Genomic DNA, 14,153 nt, shown 5'->3' with positions numbered 1-14,153 from the left:
CTCCGGGTGCAGTGCGGTTCAGGGGGCGACTCTTTGCAACGTGGGGCCTGCTACACGGTGCACAGCGTCACGCGGGGCAGGGGGTGTCCAGGCGGTGGGCCAGATGTAGAGGGCCAGCCGGGTGTACGCCTCGTCGATGTAGAACCCCGCATAGCTCCACCGGCGCCACGTCCGCAGCATGTGGGGCTGCCTTTGCAGCAGCGCCAGAAAGAGGTAAAGGCCTAAAAGTCCGATCAGTGCCAGCCACCCCAGAACGTGCGCCGGAGCATCGCGCAAGCCCAGTGGCAGATGGTGGATGGCGACCGCCGCTGCGGTGAGGCCTGCCACCATCACCAACCCCGCCAGGCTGTGCCAGGCCGCAGTCTTGGCGCTGGCCTGGCCCTGAGGCGACCAGAGCAGCGGTGCCCAGGCCAGCCCCAGCACGGCAGACCACCATGCCGGCCAGGGCGCATCCGCCGCCAAGTTCAGCACCACCAGCACGGTGGCCGTGGCGGCGACGGGTGCCAGCGCCAGGCTGATGGCAGTCGGAGGGGTTGCGCTGTGCATGGCCTGCAGCCGGGTTTGCCGAACCGCGTTAGACGCCGACAGAAACACGTGGGCCTTGTACAACGAGTGGCCCACGAGGTGCAGCGCAGCCAGTGTGTACAGGCCCAGCCCGCATTCGAGCAGCATGAACCCCATCTGCGCCACGGTAGACCAGGCCAGTCGCACCTTGATGCTGATGCGCGTCAGCATGACCATGCCAGCGAGCACGGCTGTACCGAGGCCAAAAACGACCAGCACGACGCGGGCAGCGGCGGCGTTTTCCAGCAAGGGGGCGAACCGTATCAGCACGAACCCGCCCAGGTTGACCACGCCTGCGTGCAGCAGTGCAGACACCGGCGTGGGCGCCTCCATCACCTGGATCAGCCAGCCATGTACGGGCAACAAGGCCGTCCGCAAGATCACGGCCAGGGTCAGCAACACCGCGCTGGCGTGCAACAACGGGGACATGCCGTCGCGTGCGATGTACGCCCACAATGCCGACAAAGAACCGCTGCCGGCTTCCAGCCATGCCAGTGCCGCCGCACCGACCAGCAATACGTCGGCCACCCGGTCAGCCATCTGTTTTTTGTGGGCAGCCAGGCTGGCAAAAGCCCGGTCGGGGTAGAAGCACAACAGGTGCTGCAGCGCAATGCCCACCAGAGCCCAGGCAATGGCCAGGACGATCCAGTGGTCTGCCAGCAGCAGCATATGCACGGCAGCCAGCACGCCCGCCAGCGCCGCCATGTAGCGCGGCTGGCCGGGCTCTCCCTCCAGGTACCGCGCAGAAAACGCTGCGATGACGGTGCCCAGCAGTTGCACCAGAACACCCATGCACAAGCCCATCGGCGATGCCTTGAGCCAGCCTGCGAGGTCCAGACTGCCGATGCCAGCCATGGCCGCAATCGCCGCCAATACAGAACCCGCCAGCGCGGTACCGGACAGGATCAGCATCCAGCGCCACAACGTGGCAACCGAGCCTTTGTGGCACAGCGCCAGCGCCATGGCGGCCAGCATGAGCATGCCCGGTGCCCATGCGCTGGCGTGGGACAAAACGTGAAGAAATGGCATCACTCAACCTCCAGAAACAAGACTGGGGGCGATGATGCTGCGGGGTTATTGTTCTGTAAAATACATTGAAAAGAACAAGGAAATACTAAAAATAGAACAATGAGACTCGATCAACTCAACTTCAACCACCTGTTCTACTTTTGGCGTGTGGCCAAGCTGGGGCACCTCACCCAGGCAGCGCAAGAGCTCCACACGTCCCAGTCTGCGGTGTCCACCCAGATCCGGCAGCTGGAAGAGCGCCTGGGCGAAGAGCTTTTTTTGCGAGAAGGCCGCCGCCTGCTGCTGACCGACACCGGGCAATTGGTGCTGGCATATGCCGAGAACATCTTCGGGCTGGGTCAGGAAATGCTGGGGCGCCTGCAGGGCAGCGCGTCGGGTGTGACCCGGCTGCGTGTGGGCAGTGTGGCAACGTTGTCCCGCAACTACCAGGAGAACTGGATCCGCCCCTTGCTGGCCGACCCGTCCGTGGTTCTGACGCTGGAGTCAGGACTGCTGGAGGGGTTGATTACCCGCCTGGTGCAGCACCAGCTGGACGTGGTGCTGGCCAATGAGTCAGTGCCTTCCGACTCCGAGCGCCCCTTGCACTGCCAATTTCTCGGCAGCCAGTCCATCTCGCTGGTCGGCCCTGCCAGCGTGTGGCAATCGCGCTCGTTGCGCATACCTGAAGACCTAGAGGGCATGGAGGTGGCACTGCCTGGCCCCCGCCATGCGCTGCGCGCGCAGTTTGAGGCCCTGTGTGCATCGGCCGGGGTGACGCCCCGATTGCGCGCCGAGGTGGATGACATGGCCATGCTGCGCCTGATCGCCCGTGACAGCGGCTGGCTGACCGTGCTGCCCGAGGTGGTGGTTCAGGACGAGTTGCGCACGGGCATCCTGGTCAAGGTGGGCTACTCCGCCGGGCTGCAGGAGCATTTCTACGCCATCACCACCCGGCATCGGCACCGTATCGAGGTGCTGGAAACCCTGCTGGAACGTTCGTCGGGCCGCATGGGGCCGTCCTGACAGACCCAGCTGGGATTCGTCAAAAGATTGCCCCATGAAAAAAGCCCCGCAATGGGGGCTCGTTCATGGGCGATGCAATGTGACGCGGTGCACCGATGACGCCTTCGCTCAGCCGCAGTGGATGCGCCAAGCGGTGGCGTCCGAAACGCCCGCATCGGCTTGCATCACATGGCGTTGCCGATTTCGCCGTGGGAGATCTGGCCCGTGCGAACGGCTTCTGCGGCCTGGGCACGCACGGCAGCGCGGTCGGCGGTGGATTGGTAGGTGGCAACGCGCGAGCCAGCGGGTTCCATGCTGTGTGTTTTGGCTTCTACCACGGCCTCTGCGCGGACTTCGGCGCGGGTGCGTTGGGTTTCGAATTGGGTCGCAAATTGCGAAGCATCGGCTTCATCAGCGTGGGCGCCCAACGAGGCGAAAGCGGCAACAGCAGCGATGGAGAGGAAGCGTACGGTCTTGTTCATGATGCAAATCCTTGAATAAAAAAGCGTCTCGAAAAAAGCCGGCGTGAGGTGCACAAAGTGATGACGAAAAATCACTTCACTCCGGGTTCGGTGAGTCGCCAGAAGGGTTCGGCTCATCGATGGGATGAACTGTACGCCGATGGTGTTCAATTAAAAACTACTGAGTTTTTAATTGACTATTCTGGTATTAGAAATAATTGGGCTGAGATCTGAATGCACTGAGCGGCGATCTCTGCATGCCTTGCGGCAGCCGCAGCGGGTCAGGGCTTGCTGCGCGCCTTGCGTGCTGGACGGGGGGCGGGGGTGGGAGGCTTGTGGCTCGCCTGATCCAGCCACAGCAACGTGTCCATGTGCGCCATGAAGTGGCGCAGATAGTCCGGAGACAGGGTGCGCATGAGGCTGAGGGAGCGCAGCATCAGCTTGTGCGCGTTGAGGGGGCCCGCATTCTCCGGCCCTCGGTGCAGGGCCTGTACCACCTGCTGCTCTGCCGCGATGTGGGACCAGGCCTTGCTGAACTGGTGCACGCTTTTGAGCTCGGGCAATGGAGCGCTGTCCACCGCAAACGGGTCGCCCCCGGCGGCGCTGTGCCGGGGCATTCCCAAGGACTGATTCAGTTGTGCCAGCGCGGAGTCCGCGTTGGCATGGCGTTCGTGGCGGGTTGATGGCGTGGTGTGGGGCGCCTTCTGGGGGTAGCTCGCCAGCGCGGCTTCCAGCTTGTGCGCCAACAGGCGCTGCACAGCGGGCGGCTGGCTGGGCAGGCGACTTGCCAGCGTCTCCAGATAGTGGAAACGCACGGGGTCGTGATGGTGCGCGCCTGCTGCGCGCAAGGCCTCCAGGCGGGGATCGGTCATGGGGCTCGGGGGGACTCGGCCGGCCGTTGAGGCGCGGCCTTGGGGACGGGCGCCATCTCCACGCGGCGGTTTTGTGCACGGCCTTTTTCGTCACTGTTGTCGGCTACGGGTTGTTCGGCACCAAAGGCGGCAGCGAACACCTGGGACGACGGCATGCCTTCGTCAATCAGCGCCCGGGTCACGGTGAGTGCGCGCTGGGCCGACAGCTCCAGGTTGTCCGCAAAACGTTTCTGGCTGCCGCGCAGCAACGCGGTGTTGTCGGTGAAGCCACTGACCATGAGCATTTCATCGCGCTCGCGCAAATACACCCCCAGCGGCTGGACCAGGCTTTTGAGCAACTGCCGTCCCTCGGCACGCAGTTCGTCAGAGCCAGTGGCAAACAGCACACTGCCGCTGATGCCAATGCGTCCGTTGTTCACCGTCACGCGCCCAGCAGCCAGCGGAACGGCCAACGCCTTTTCAAGCGCCATGCGCCGCTGCTCTTCCATCTGGCGCTTTTGCACTTCTTGCTGCAGGCTGGCCACCAGGTCAATCTGCACCACCAGCACGCCGACGAGGATCAACACAAAAGCACCCAGCAGCCCCGCCATCAGATCGCCGAAGACGGCCCACACCGGGGCTGTCTGGTCGGTGGCATCGTCCAGAGTGTCGTCCACGCCGATCACGCAGGCACCCCTTGTTCTGCCGTGGCACGGCCATGCAGTCGGCGCAGGTCTTCCACGATGCCTTGTTGTGCGCTGATGCTCAGGTCGATCACCTCGCGGGCCTGTGCCACGTAGTAGGCCAGTTGCTCGTCGCTGCGGCCCATGGACTCGCGAAGCGCGCCCTCCATGCCTTGCAGGCTCTCCACCAGCTTGTCGTTGCTGGCGCTGAACAGGCCCACGCCGTGCTGGAAGGATTCACCGAGGCTGGACAACTCGATGGCGCTGGCTGCCACTTGCGCAGCGACCTCGTCCACCTTGCCCGCTTGCGCGCCCAGGGCCTGCGCAAACTGCTGGCCCGCCTGCTCCAGCACCTGGGCGGCTGAGCCCACCAGGGCGTCAATGGCCGCGCGTTGCCGCACAGCAGCTTCGTTCACGGATTGCAGCAGAGTGCCCAGCTGCTGCGTCATGGCCGTGCGCTCGGCCAGTGCCAGGTTGTCGCGTTCGCCCAAGCGTGTCATTTCCTGCCGTAACTGGGTAATGACTTCGGCTGCCGCCTGTGGCACATCGGAGGCGGTCTGCAGCAGGCGCGTGAGTGGGGCTTCCAGCGAAGCGCCGAGGGTGGCCAGGTGCTCTGCCACGGCGGCTTGCAGGGTCTCCAGGCGGTCCACGGCCGCCTGCCCGCGCGTCGCTTCGGCATCGCGCAGGGCGACCAGCTCATCGCGCCACACCTGGGTCAGTGCCTCCATGCGCTGGCCCTGGGCTTGCACCCACTGGGCTTCGGTGTCGATGCGTGTGCGCAGCAGCGCGTCGGATTGGTCCATCAGCGCAGTGGTGCTGCCCAAGGTGCGTTCCACCTGGGCGTTCAGTTGCTGGCTCACCTGTGTGGCAGTCTCCTCCAGCGTCTGCACCAGGACGCGTTGTTGTTCCACGGTCTGGGTGGCGGCGCGCTGCCATTCGGCGCTGAGCGTGTGCGCCAGGTTCTCCAGGGACTGGCTCCAGTCTGCCAACCGTTGCGTGTCGGCGTCGCGCTGTGCCTGCTGGGCATCGGCGGCTGTGGCTTGCAACGCAGCCAGCAGGGCCTCTGAGCGTTGTTCGAAGGCGCTATTGGCGGTCTGCAGGCGGTGTTCGATCTGCTGGGCGGCTTGGGCGAGTGCCGCGCTGGTGGCCTGGTGCTGTTCGGCAGTCTGTGCCCCGGCGCTCTGCCATTCGCCGCTGATTGTCTGGGCCATCTGGCGCATGGACTGGGTCCAGTCGGCAAGCCGCTGCGCGTCCGCAGACCGTTGTGCAGCGTGGGCTTCGGCCACGGTGGCTTGAAGCGTGGTGACCAGTGCTTCGGCCTGCTGTGCAAAGGCCTGGGTGGTGGCCTGCAATTGCCGGTCCATCTGCTGTGCTGTGCGCTCCAAGGCCTGGCCCACCTCCTGCTGTTGGGTCAGGGTGTGGGTGCCTGCACGCTGCCATTCAGCGGCGAGGTTGCGGGCCATGTCCTCCATGGTGTGCTCCCAGCCTTGCAGTCGCCGTTGGTCCACCTCCGCCTGGGCGGCCTGTTGCTGTGCGGCTGATGCGTGCAGGGAGTCCACCAGGGATTTCGAGCGGTCGTCAAAAGCCTGCGTGAGTGTTTGCAATGCGCCCTCGAACTGGGTTGCCAGTGCGCCCTGCGTGTTCGTCTGCTGGTCGAGCGCCCGGGCCCAGGTGTCGGCCACCTTGCGTGCGGTGCCCTCCCATTGCGCGCTGAGATTTTGCAGCTGCTGACTGGTGTGTTCTCGCAGCCGCTCGTGGGTGCGCTGGGACTCTTGTGCCAGCGTCGCCATGGCCTGTTCCACCACCGGGCACATGGCGGCAGTGGCCTGCTGGGCACTGGTGCTCAGGCTGTCTTGCAGCGATGCGCCCACGGCCTGCGCCAATTGGGTGTAGGCGGCAGAGGCCTCTTTGTGAAACCCCTGCTGTTGCGCCAGCAGCTGGTCGTTGAGCTGGCTGTGGCGGCGCTCCAGCCCCTCCATCATGGCTTGCAGGCGGTCGGCAATCAGCGGCAGGGCCTGGGCCTGCGCTTGCAGGGCCTGCAGTGTGTCCTCCCGCCGTTGAGCGGAAGAGAAGGCACGGAACAGCGTGGGGATGCGTGCATCCAGCTGGCGGACCGCCTGCAGCCGTTCACGGCGGCTCAGGGCGGACAACAGGCCCAGCGCGGCCGACGTAGCCACCCCCGCGACGGACGTCCCAAACGACAGGCCCAGTCCCTTGATGGGCGCAGCCAGTGCGTTGCGGATGGATTCCAGGTTGCCAGAGGCCTCCAGGGCGAACACCGCACCGTGGAACGTCACCACCATGCCCACAAAGGTGCCCAGCATGCCCAGCATCACCAGCAGTCCTACCAGGTAGGGTGTGAGCGCGGGGCCTGGCAAGGCCACTCTCTCGCCTTCGATGCGTTGCCGAACCGGGTGGCGTAGTGCCGGGTCCAGGCTTTCCAGCCAGGCCTCCAGCGCAGGAGGCTCTTGATGGGCGTCGAGCGCGCGCGTCAGCGATACGGTGGCCGCGCGATAGCGCATCAGCTCCCAGGCTCCCAGCAGGTAGGTGGCGGCGATCATCACCGTCATTGCCAGTGCCAGCGGGCTGTGGCCTATAAAACCCCAGCCCACCCAGCCAGCGGCCGCGAGGCCTGTGGCAAAGATGGTTGTCATCACACTCTTGTTCATTCCTGTTGTCCTGTCGTGTCGTTCTGGGCCGCTTCCAGCAGTCCCGTGATCGGTTCCATGCGCGTTTGCAGCTCTGCGGTGAGCAGGGCCTGCATGTCGCGTTCGAAGGCCCACAGCCAGCCTCCTGCCTGCCGCCAGCGCGCAGGCTCATCGGTCAGCCCCTGGGCGGTCAGCCGGTGCTGGTGTTGCCGATGGCGGTGCGCCAGGCGGCGCTCCAGGTGCGCGGGTAGCAAGGCCCACAGCCGTTGCTCACGCGGTGCCAGCATGTGCTCCATGACAGCGTCCAGCGCCGCTACCTGGCGCAACCTGGGGGTACCCTGTGCGATCGCCTGGCGCACTTGCGCCCTCAGGGGCTGCAGCCGCAGCTCCATCTGCTTTTGCAGGTCCAGATAGCGTGGCGCATGGGTGGCGAATTCCGTCTCCACCGTCGGGTCGGGCAGTTCCACGGGCGTGTTGTCCGCCCGGGCCCGCAGCGGTTTGGGGGCAGCGGGCCTGGTGGTCAGCTGCACTTCGAGATCGGCCTTAACCTTCGCTACCAGGCCGGTGAGTGCCGTCATGTTTAGCACCACGGGTGGGCGTTGTGCACTGGCTGCCTGCGATGGCAGGGTCTCGATCGCGTGCAGCGCTCGGCTGAGCTGGACGGCGTCCACGGTTCCGAGCCATTGGCTCAGCTGCTCTGCCACGTCGGGGGGCTTGACGGCTGGCACCGGACGCGCGGCCCGCTCAATGGCGTCCCGCGTCCATTGCTGGAGCAGGACCACGAGGGCTGAGCTGTTGAGTCGGTGGTGTTGGGTCATCCCGCGAAGGCTGTGCACTGGGTGGGCACGGCCGAGCGGGAGGGGCCGGCGGCGCGTGCAGGAGGGAACGGGTCCCCGTAGGCAAAGCCCGCTATTTTCGCAGGAACGAAAGGACGGTCGGCCGGTCAGCGTCCGGCGTTGCAGCTGTTACACGACGGAAAGAGCGCCATGCAGCGCCCAGAGGCCCGGCCGCTGGGCCTTTTGGAGGCTCCAGGGCTTGAATTAGAGAGAGACCTCAGGCCAAGGCCTTTGCGGCCTTAATAGGTTTCCAGGTGCAGTCGGCCTTCGCGCTGCAGCGTCGCGCCCAGGGTCTCCCAGCTCAGCCCTGCCTCTTGCGCGATTTCACGCAGTGCCATCACCACGCCTTCTTCCATGCCCTTGAGGCCGCAGACGTAGAAGTGGCTGTTGTCGTCGCGCAGCAGGGCCAGCAGATCGGCGGCGCGCTCGCGCATCAGGTCTTGCACGTAGCGCTTGGGCTGCCCGGGCGTGCGGGAGAAAGCCAGGTTGATGTCGATGAAGTCTTTGGGCAGGCTTTGCAGGGGGCCGAAGTAGGGCAGTTCCTGCTGCGTGCGTGCACCAAAGAACAGCAGGAGCTTGCCACCTTCGAACTTGCCGCTGTTGCGCAGCCTGCGCCGCCACTCGGTCATGGCGCGCATGGGAGCGCTGCCGGTGCCGGTGCAGATCATCACGATGTGCGATCGCGGGTGGTTGGGCATGAGGAAGCTGCTGCCGAACGGCCCCACCACTTGCACCTTGTCGCCCACCTTCAGGTCGCACACATAGTTGGAGGCCACGCCACGCACAGGGTTGCCATCGTGGTCCACGGTCACGCGCTTCACGGTCAGCGCCAGATTGTTGTAGCCGGGGCGTTCACCGTTGCGTGGGCTGGCCACCGAGTATTGGCGCGCATGGTGCGGTTTGCCCAGAGCATCGACACCCGGCGGGATGATGCCAATCGATTGCCCTTCCAGCACAGGGAACGGCATGCTGCCGAAGTCGAGCACCACATGGTGGGTTTCGCTCTCAAAACCCGCCTCGGTGCAGTTGAAGTTGCCGACCACGGTGGCTGTGGTCGGGCTTTTGGGTGGAAACAGATTGGTGTACGGATGGGCGGCGGACCAAGGCGGCACCGTGGCTCCGTACTGGGCAGACCGAAACACCTGCATGCCCGGCTCTGCAGGGGCCTCAACGGCTTGTTGTGGTGCTGCCGCCGCTGTGGCAGGTTCTGCGCCTGCTGCAACCAGTTCGTGGGGCGCAAGCTCGCCGGGCAGCTCTTCCCAGCTGAGCTGCTCTTCAATGCTGTAGGCCCTGCCCACCGGCACCGCGCGCCAGTTGTCGATGGAACCCGTGGGGCAGGGCGATATGCAGGCCATGCAGCCATTGCACACATCTGCCCGCACCACGTAGTTGTTGTCGTCGTGCGTGATCGCATTGACCGGGCAGGTGGCTTCGCAGGTGTTGCAGCGGATGCAGATCTCCGGGTCGATCAGGTGCTGCTTCAGGATGCCGTTGTCGATCAGCGTGTGGGTTTCCATAGTCGTTCTTCGTGCAATGTCTGTCGACGGGTACTGTGACCTTGCATGCGTTGGCTGGCTTCAGTCGATGCAGAGCAAAACCGCTGTGCCTGGCCGCACGCGCCGAGCTACCCCTGGGAGAGGCGGGCACTGGCGGCTCAGGCTCAGCAGGGGTCAATTGAAACGCACGTACTCGAAATCCACCGGCTGGCGGTTGATGCCCATGACCGGGGGCGCGATCCAGCCGGCGAACTTGCCCGGCTCGACCACGCGGCCCATCAACGACGCCACAAACGCGAAGTCTTCGGGCGTGGGCAGCCATTCGGCCTTGCGTGCGGTCCATTCCGCCTCGCTCACCACGCGGCCGTCAGGCGACATCTTGATGCCGGCCAGCGCGCCGATCTGGCGATTGAAGGCCTTGTGTGGGACCACCAGGCGGGTGGGAACGCCCGCTTTCTCCAGCACCTTGTTCCACCGGCCCACGCCCGCCATGGAGTCCTTGATGAAGTCGTCGCGTAGCACTTCGTTCAGCGCGTTGAGCATGGGCACTTCTTTTTCCAGCAACTGGCCGTCCTTGACCTCCAGCACCTTGTACGTATGACCCTTGAGCACGTGGTCGTCGGTGCGTTTGCCTTCTTCGTAGCGACCCTTGAGGCCCGAGCTGTAGAACGTGGCGGCGTTGCTCGACTGGTCTGCGCCGAACAGGTCGATGGTCACGCTGTAGTGGAAGTTGAGGTAGCGCTGGATGGTGGGCAGGTCGATGGCGCCCGCTGCACGCACCTGCGTAGGGTCATCGGTCTTGAGGTCGTTCATCACCTGCGCAGTGCGCGACAGCACGCGCGAGATGCCGCTTTCGCCCACAAACATGTGGTGGGCCTCTTCGGTCAGCATGAACTTGGTGGTGCGCGCCAGTGGGTCAAAGGCGCTCTCTGCCAGCGCCGAGAGCTGGAACTTGCCGTCGCGATCAGTGAAATAGGTGAACATGAAAAACGCCAGCCAATCCGGCGTTTTTTCATTGAAAGCGCCCAGGATGCGCGGGTTGTTCTCGTCGCCGGACTGGCGTTGTAGCAGCGCTTCGGCCTCTTCGCGACCGTCGCGGCCGAAGTGCTTGTGCAGCAGGTACACCATGGCCCACAGGTGGCGGCCCTCTTCCACGTTGATCTGGAACAGGTTGCGCAGGTCGTACATGCTGGGCGCCGTCAGGCCCAGGTGGCGCTGCTGCTCTACCGAGGCAGGCTCTGTGTCGCCCTGGGTCACGATGATGCGGCGCAGGTTGGCGCGGTGTTCGCCGGGCACGTCCTGCCAGGTTTTTTCGCCTTTGTGGTCGCCAAAGTGGATTTCGCGGTTCGTATCGCCGGGGTTCAGAAAGATGCCCCAGCGGTAGTCGCGCATCTTCACGTGGCCAAACTGTGCCCAGCCATTCGGGTCTACGCTGACGGCGGTGCGCAGATAAACCTCATGATTGGTCGATCCCTCTGGGCCCACGTCGTCCCACCAGTTGATGAAGTTGGGCTGCCAGCCTTCGAGCGCGCGCTGCAGCGTGCGGTCTTCGCCGAGGTTGACGTTGTTGGGGATCTTTTCGCTGTAGTTGATGCTGCTCATGGGGTGCTCCTCTGGATGTAAATCGAATGCAGGGCAGGGGGTCAGACGCGCGTCTGGTCAAACCCGGCCTTCTGGCCGGTGCCGTAGACCTTGAGCGCGCCCTTCTCGCCCACGGCGTTGGGGCGGTTGAAGATCCAGTTCTGCCACGCGGTCAGGCGCCCGAAGATGCGGGTGTTCATGTTTTCCTTGCTGGCAAAACGCAGGTTGGCCTCCAGGCCGGTCAGCGCGTCGGGCGACATGGCGGCGCGTTCTTCGATGGCGATGCGGATTTCGTCGGCCCAGTCGATGTCGTCGGGGGCAGCCGTGACCAGGCCCAGCGCCAGTGCACTGTCTGCGTCCAGCGGCCGGCCGGCGGCGGCGCGGACCGCTTCCAGCGGGCCCGCCTCTTCATAGAAGCGGCGTTGCAGGCGGCTTTGGTCGTTCACCATGGGCAACAAGCCAAAGTTGAATGCGTTCAGGGTGAGCGTTGGTGCCTGCTCGGGAGCGTCGGGCAGGGCCAGCATGTATGTGCGGTCCGCCGCCAGCGCCAGCTCTGCCAGGGTGCCGGCAAAAGCTGAGCCCGTCTCTATCAGCGCGAAGAGGGTGCGCGAAGACACATCCAGACGGGCAAAGGTGCGCCGCAGTGCGCCGATGGTCTCGCGCACCAGCCAGTGGTCCTGGTGGGCAAGCAGGACAGCATCGCTGGCCAGCACGGCTTGTGCGTCCCCTTCGGTCTTCAGCAGCCAGGTGCCAATGTCCAGCTCGTTGGTGCGCAGGTTCAGAATGGCGTCGTCCAGCTCGCGGGCCATTGCCAGCGGCCACCAGGCGGCGCCCGCTGCTTCAATGGCGGCCGTCTCTGCGGGTTGCGCCCCTTGAGGTGCCCGGATGCACAACGTGGCTGTGCGCCGTGCGCGGTCGATGTCCACCGTCACGTGCTGGTAGCGCATGCCGTCGGCATGGTCCTGCCGCTCCACGCGGGGCAGGGCAATGCCTTGTGCGTCGCTGGGGCGGGTGCTGGTCTGTGCATGGGTGGCGGCGCGCTCTTGTACCGTGGCGGCAAATTGCGCGGGCTTGGCGATACGGTCCACCAGGCGCCAGTCCACCGCGCGCTGGCCACGCACACCCTCCACGCTGGTGCAGAAGATATCGGCCAAGTCGTGCCGCACGCGGCGCTTGTCCGTGACGCGTGTCAGCCCACCGGTGCCGGGCAGTACGCCCAGCAGAGGCACTTCGGGCAGCGATACGGCAGACGACCGGTCATCGACCAGGATGATTTCATCGCACGCCAGTGCCAGCTCGTAGCCGCCGCCTGCGCAGGCGCCATTCACGGCCGCAATGAACTTGAGGCCCGAGTGTTTGGAGGAGTCTTCAATGCCGTTGCGCGTTTCGTTGGTGAACTTGCAGAAGTTGACCTTCCAGGCGTGGCTGGATACCCCCAGCATGAAGATGTTGGCACCCGAGCAAAAGATGCGGTCCTTGCCGCTGGTGACGATGACGCTGCGCACGTTGGGGTGCTCAAAGCGGATGCGGTTGAGCGCGTCATGCAGCTCAATGTCCACCCCCAGGTCGTAGCTGTTGAGCTTGAGCTTGTAGCCAGGACGGATTCCGCCGTCCTCCGCAATGTCGAGGGACAGCCGCGCAATAGCGCCCTCGACCGACAAGGTCCAGTGGCGGTACTGTGTGGGGTCAGTGCGGTAGTCAACGCGTTCGGGAGCGTGGGTGAGGTCTGCCATGAGGTCTCCGTGGAGAATTAATGCAATATAGTGCTTATTTCTTGCTGTTGATGTGCATCATCGTGCATGTTATGCGGTATGTCAATGCATTTTTTTGCCGATGGCAGTCGGGCAGATGTGCAGCGCTACTGAGGGCTGCGCAGGGGTGTGAGGGGGCGAACTGCACAGGCCACCGTGGCGGTGGCGCTGTGCGGTGCCGTGATGGGCGTGGGCGCTGCGGCGTCCGTGTCCGGGCTGCAGCCGCTCAGGGGGAGTGCGGGGTTTTACGCCGCCCGGGCCATGGCCTTGCGCACACTGGCACTCAGGGCTTGCAGGCTTTGCTCGGGCGTCTGGCCGGAGGTGTCCACCGTGATTTCGGCCTTGGAATAAAAAGCAGCGCGCCCGTCCAGGATGCGCTTGAGGTCGTCCATGGCCTCTTTGCTGGCGGCCATCGGGCGCATGTCGCCCTGGGCCACCACGCGCCCCATGTGTTCCTCGGGCGCGGCCCTTAACCACACGGTGGTGCAGTGGGCCAGCAGTTCGTTGAAAGTGGCAGGGTCCGACACAATGCCGCCCGGCGTGGCAATGACCACCTCGCTGTGGATCTGTATCGTTTCTTCCAGCGCTCTGCGCTCGTAGCGGCGGTAGGCGGTGGTGCCGTACAGGTCATGGATTTCGCGCACGCTGCACCCGGCAAGGGCCTCGATGGCGCGGCTCAGTTCAATGAACGGCACGTCCAGCTCGCGCGCCAGCAACGGCCCCAGTGTGGATTTGCCAGCCCCCCGCAGACCCACCAGCGCAATGCGGCGGTGCCTTGCGGCGTCGTTGTGCCCGCCGCTCAGCAGTTCGTGCAGCGCCAGGCGGGCGCGGCGCAGTTCGGGCTCGCTGCGGTGTTCCAGCAGTTCGCGGATCAGCAACCATTCGGGCGATTGCGTCGTGAAGTCGCCCACCAGCTCCGCCAGCGAGCAGTGCAGGGCATGGGCCACCTGCTGCAGCACCAGGATGGAGGCATTGCCGGTGCCGTACTCCAGGTTGGCCAGGTGGCGCTCCGACACATCGGCAGCCACGGCCACTGCCTTGCGGGTCAGGCCCCGCTGCGCACGCAGGTTGCGAACGCGCTCGCCCAGCGCCACCAGCAGGGGGTTCTTGGGCTCCTCGGCCGATGGCGGCGCACCCTCCTGCGCGGAGGCGGGTGCCAGCAGCCCCGCCGTTTCTGTTTCGTTCATACCCATCCTTTTCATGGAGCACCCTGGCTTCTCAGGGAAAACGCCATGCATGCACTATAGTGCTTGACATGGATCTTTGAGGTAA

At 64.9% G+C, this 14,153-nt stretch carries 11 protein-coding genes; 1 reads left to right on the top strand and 10 read right to left on the bottom strand.

What is annotated here, in order from left to right:
* Positions 1-18 precede the first annotated feature (18 nt).
* Positions 19-1,593 carry an NADH-quinone oxidoreductase subunit L gene (locus ACOYR4_RS19640; RefSeq protein WP_110960275.1) on the bottom strand — a complete coding sequence of 525 codons (1,575 nt, stop codon included), beginning with the start codon at positions 1,591-1,593 and terminating at the stop codon, positions 19-21.
* A 99-nt stretch (positions 1,594-1,692) separates the two neighbouring features.
* Between ACOYR4_RS19640 and ACOYR4_RS19635 the strand changes: the two genes are divergently transcribed.
* Positions 1,693-2,595 (top strand): LysR family transcriptional regulator, encoded by a 903-nt coding sequence (locus ACOYR4_RS19635; RefSeq protein WP_015015695.1) that lies wholly within the window; start codon positions 1,693-1,695, stop codon positions 2,593-2,595.
* Between the two features lie 164 nt (positions 2,596-2,759).
* Here the strand turns inward: ACOYR4_RS19635 and ACOYR4_RS19630 are convergent, their stop codons facing one another.
* From ACOYR4_RS19630 to ACOYR4_RS19590, 9 genes are all read right to left on the bottom strand, one after another.
* Positions 2,760-3,056: a DUF4148 domain-containing protein gene (locus ACOYR4_RS19630; protein WP_015015694.1), complete on the bottom strand. Its 297-nt coding sequence runs from the start codon at positions 3,054-3,056 to the stop codon at positions 2,760-2,762.
* Positions 3,057-3,316: 260 nt separating this feature from the next.
* Positions 3,317-3,907, bottom strand: a complete 591-nt coding sequence (locus tag ACOYR4_RS19625; RefSeq protein WP_422847771.1) for a DUF2894 domain-containing protein — start codon at positions 3,905-3,907, stop codon at positions 3,317-3,319.
* Complete coding sequence (locus ACOYR4_RS19620; RefSeq protein WP_422847770.1) at positions 3,904-4,572, bottom strand: OmpA family protein; 669 nt, start codon at positions 4,570-4,572, stop codon at positions 3,904-3,906. Before ACOYR4_RS19620 ends, ACOYR4_RS19625 begins: the two co-directional genes overlap by 4 nt.
* Positions 4,569-7,238, bottom strand: a complete 2,670-nt coding sequence (locus ACOYR4_RS19615) for a DUF802 domain-containing protein (RefSeq protein WP_422847769.1) — start codon at positions 7,236-7,238, stop codon at positions 4,569-4,571. Before ACOYR4_RS19615 ends, ACOYR4_RS19620 begins: the two co-directional genes overlap by 4 nt.
* The gene (locus ACOYR4_RS19610) at positions 7,235-8,035 is read right to left on the bottom strand and encodes a DUF3348 family protein (RefSeq protein ID WP_422847768.1); all 801 of its coding nucleotides are present in this window, start codon (positions 8,033-8,035) and stop codon (positions 7,235-7,237) included. The genes ACOYR4_RS19615 and ACOYR4_RS19610 overlap by 4 nt, the downstream gene beginning before the upstream one ends.
* A gap of 257 nt (positions 8,036-8,292) precedes the next feature.
* Positions 8,293-9,570 carry a benzoyl-CoA 2,3-epoxidase subunit BoxA gene (gene boxA, locus ACOYR4_RS19605; RefSeq protein WP_422847767.1) on the bottom strand — a complete coding sequence of 426 codons (1,278 nt, stop codon included), beginning with the start codon at positions 9,568-9,570 and terminating at the stop codon, positions 8,293-8,295.
* A 153-nt stretch (positions 9,571-9,723) separates the two neighbouring features.
* A complete protein-coding gene (boxB, locus tag ACOYR4_RS19600) occupies positions 9,724-11,151 on the bottom strand; it encodes a benzoyl-CoA 2,3-epoxidase subunit BoxB (protein WP_422847766.1) in 1,428 nt (475 codons plus the stop codon).
* 41 nt (positions 11,152-11,192) lie between these two features.
* Positions 11,193-12,863, bottom strand: coding sequence for a 2,3-epoxybenzoyl-CoA dihydrolase (boxC, locus tag ACOYR4_RS19595; RefSeq protein ID WP_422847765.1), 1,671 nt, complete (start codon positions 12,861-12,863; stop codon positions 11,193-11,195).
* A gap of 263 nt (positions 12,864-13,126) precedes the next feature.
* The gene (locus tag ACOYR4_RS19590) at positions 13,127-14,068 is read right to left on the bottom strand and encodes a helix-turn-helix transcriptional regulator (protein WP_060985647.1); all 942 of its coding nucleotides are present in this window, start codon (positions 14,066-14,068) and stop codon (positions 13,127-13,129) included.
* Between the last annotated feature and the right edge of the window lie 85 nt (positions 14,069-14,153).

Origin of the sequence: Acidovorax sp. M14 (assembly GCF_049331375.1) — a bacterium.
Taxonomy (GTDB): Bacteria; Pseudomonadota; Gammaproteobacteria; order Burkholderiales; family Burkholderiaceae_C; genus Acidovorax.
The sequence above is the reverse complement of the archived record's forward strand: the minus strand, read 5'-3'. Positions and strand labels throughout refer to the sequence as shown.

What these genes read in the sequence shown, in the direction of transcription:
- ACOYR4_RS19590 (WP_060985647.1), bottom strand. Translation starts at nt 14,068, where the DNA reads ATGAACGAAACAGAAACGGCGGGGCTGCTGGCACCCGCCTCCGCGCAG.
- boxB (WP_422847766.1), bottom strand. Translation starts at nt 11,151, where the DNA reads ATGAGCAGCATCAACTACAGCGAAAAGATCCCCAACAACGTCAACCTC.
- boxC (WP_422847765.1), bottom strand. Translation starts at nt 12,863, where the DNA reads ATGGCAGACCTCACCCACGCTCCCGAACGCGTTGACTACCGCACTGAC.
- ACOYR4_RS19610 (WP_422847768.1), bottom strand. Translation starts at nt 8,035, where the DNA reads ATGACCCAACACCACCGACTCAACAGCTCAGCCCTCGTGGTCCTGCTC.
- ACOYR4_RS19630 (WP_015015694.1), bottom strand. Translation starts at nt 3,056, where the DNA reads ATGAACAAGACCGTACGCTTCCTCTCCATCGCTGCTGTTGCCGCTTTC.
- ACOYR4_RS19635 (WP_015015695.1), top strand. Translation starts at nt 1,693, where the DNA reads ATGAGACTCGATCAACTCAACTTCAACCACCTGTTCTACTTTTGGCGT.
- boxA (WP_422847767.1), bottom strand. Translation starts at nt 9,570, where the DNA reads ATGGAAACCCACACGCTGATCGACAACGGCATCCTGAAGCAGCACCTG.
- ACOYR4_RS19625 (WP_422847771.1), bottom strand. Translation starts at nt 3,907, where the DNA reads ATGACCGATCCCCGCCTGGAGGCCTTGCGCGCAGCAGGCGCGCACCAT.
- ACOYR4_RS19640 (WP_110960275.1), bottom strand. Translation starts at nt 1,593, where the DNA reads ATGCCATTTCTTCACGTTTTGTCCCACGCCAGCGCATGGGCACCGGGC.
- ACOYR4_RS19615 (WP_422847769.1), bottom strand. Translation starts at nt 7,238, where the DNA reads ATGAACAAGAGTGTGATGACAACCATCTTTGCCACAGGCCTCGCGGCC.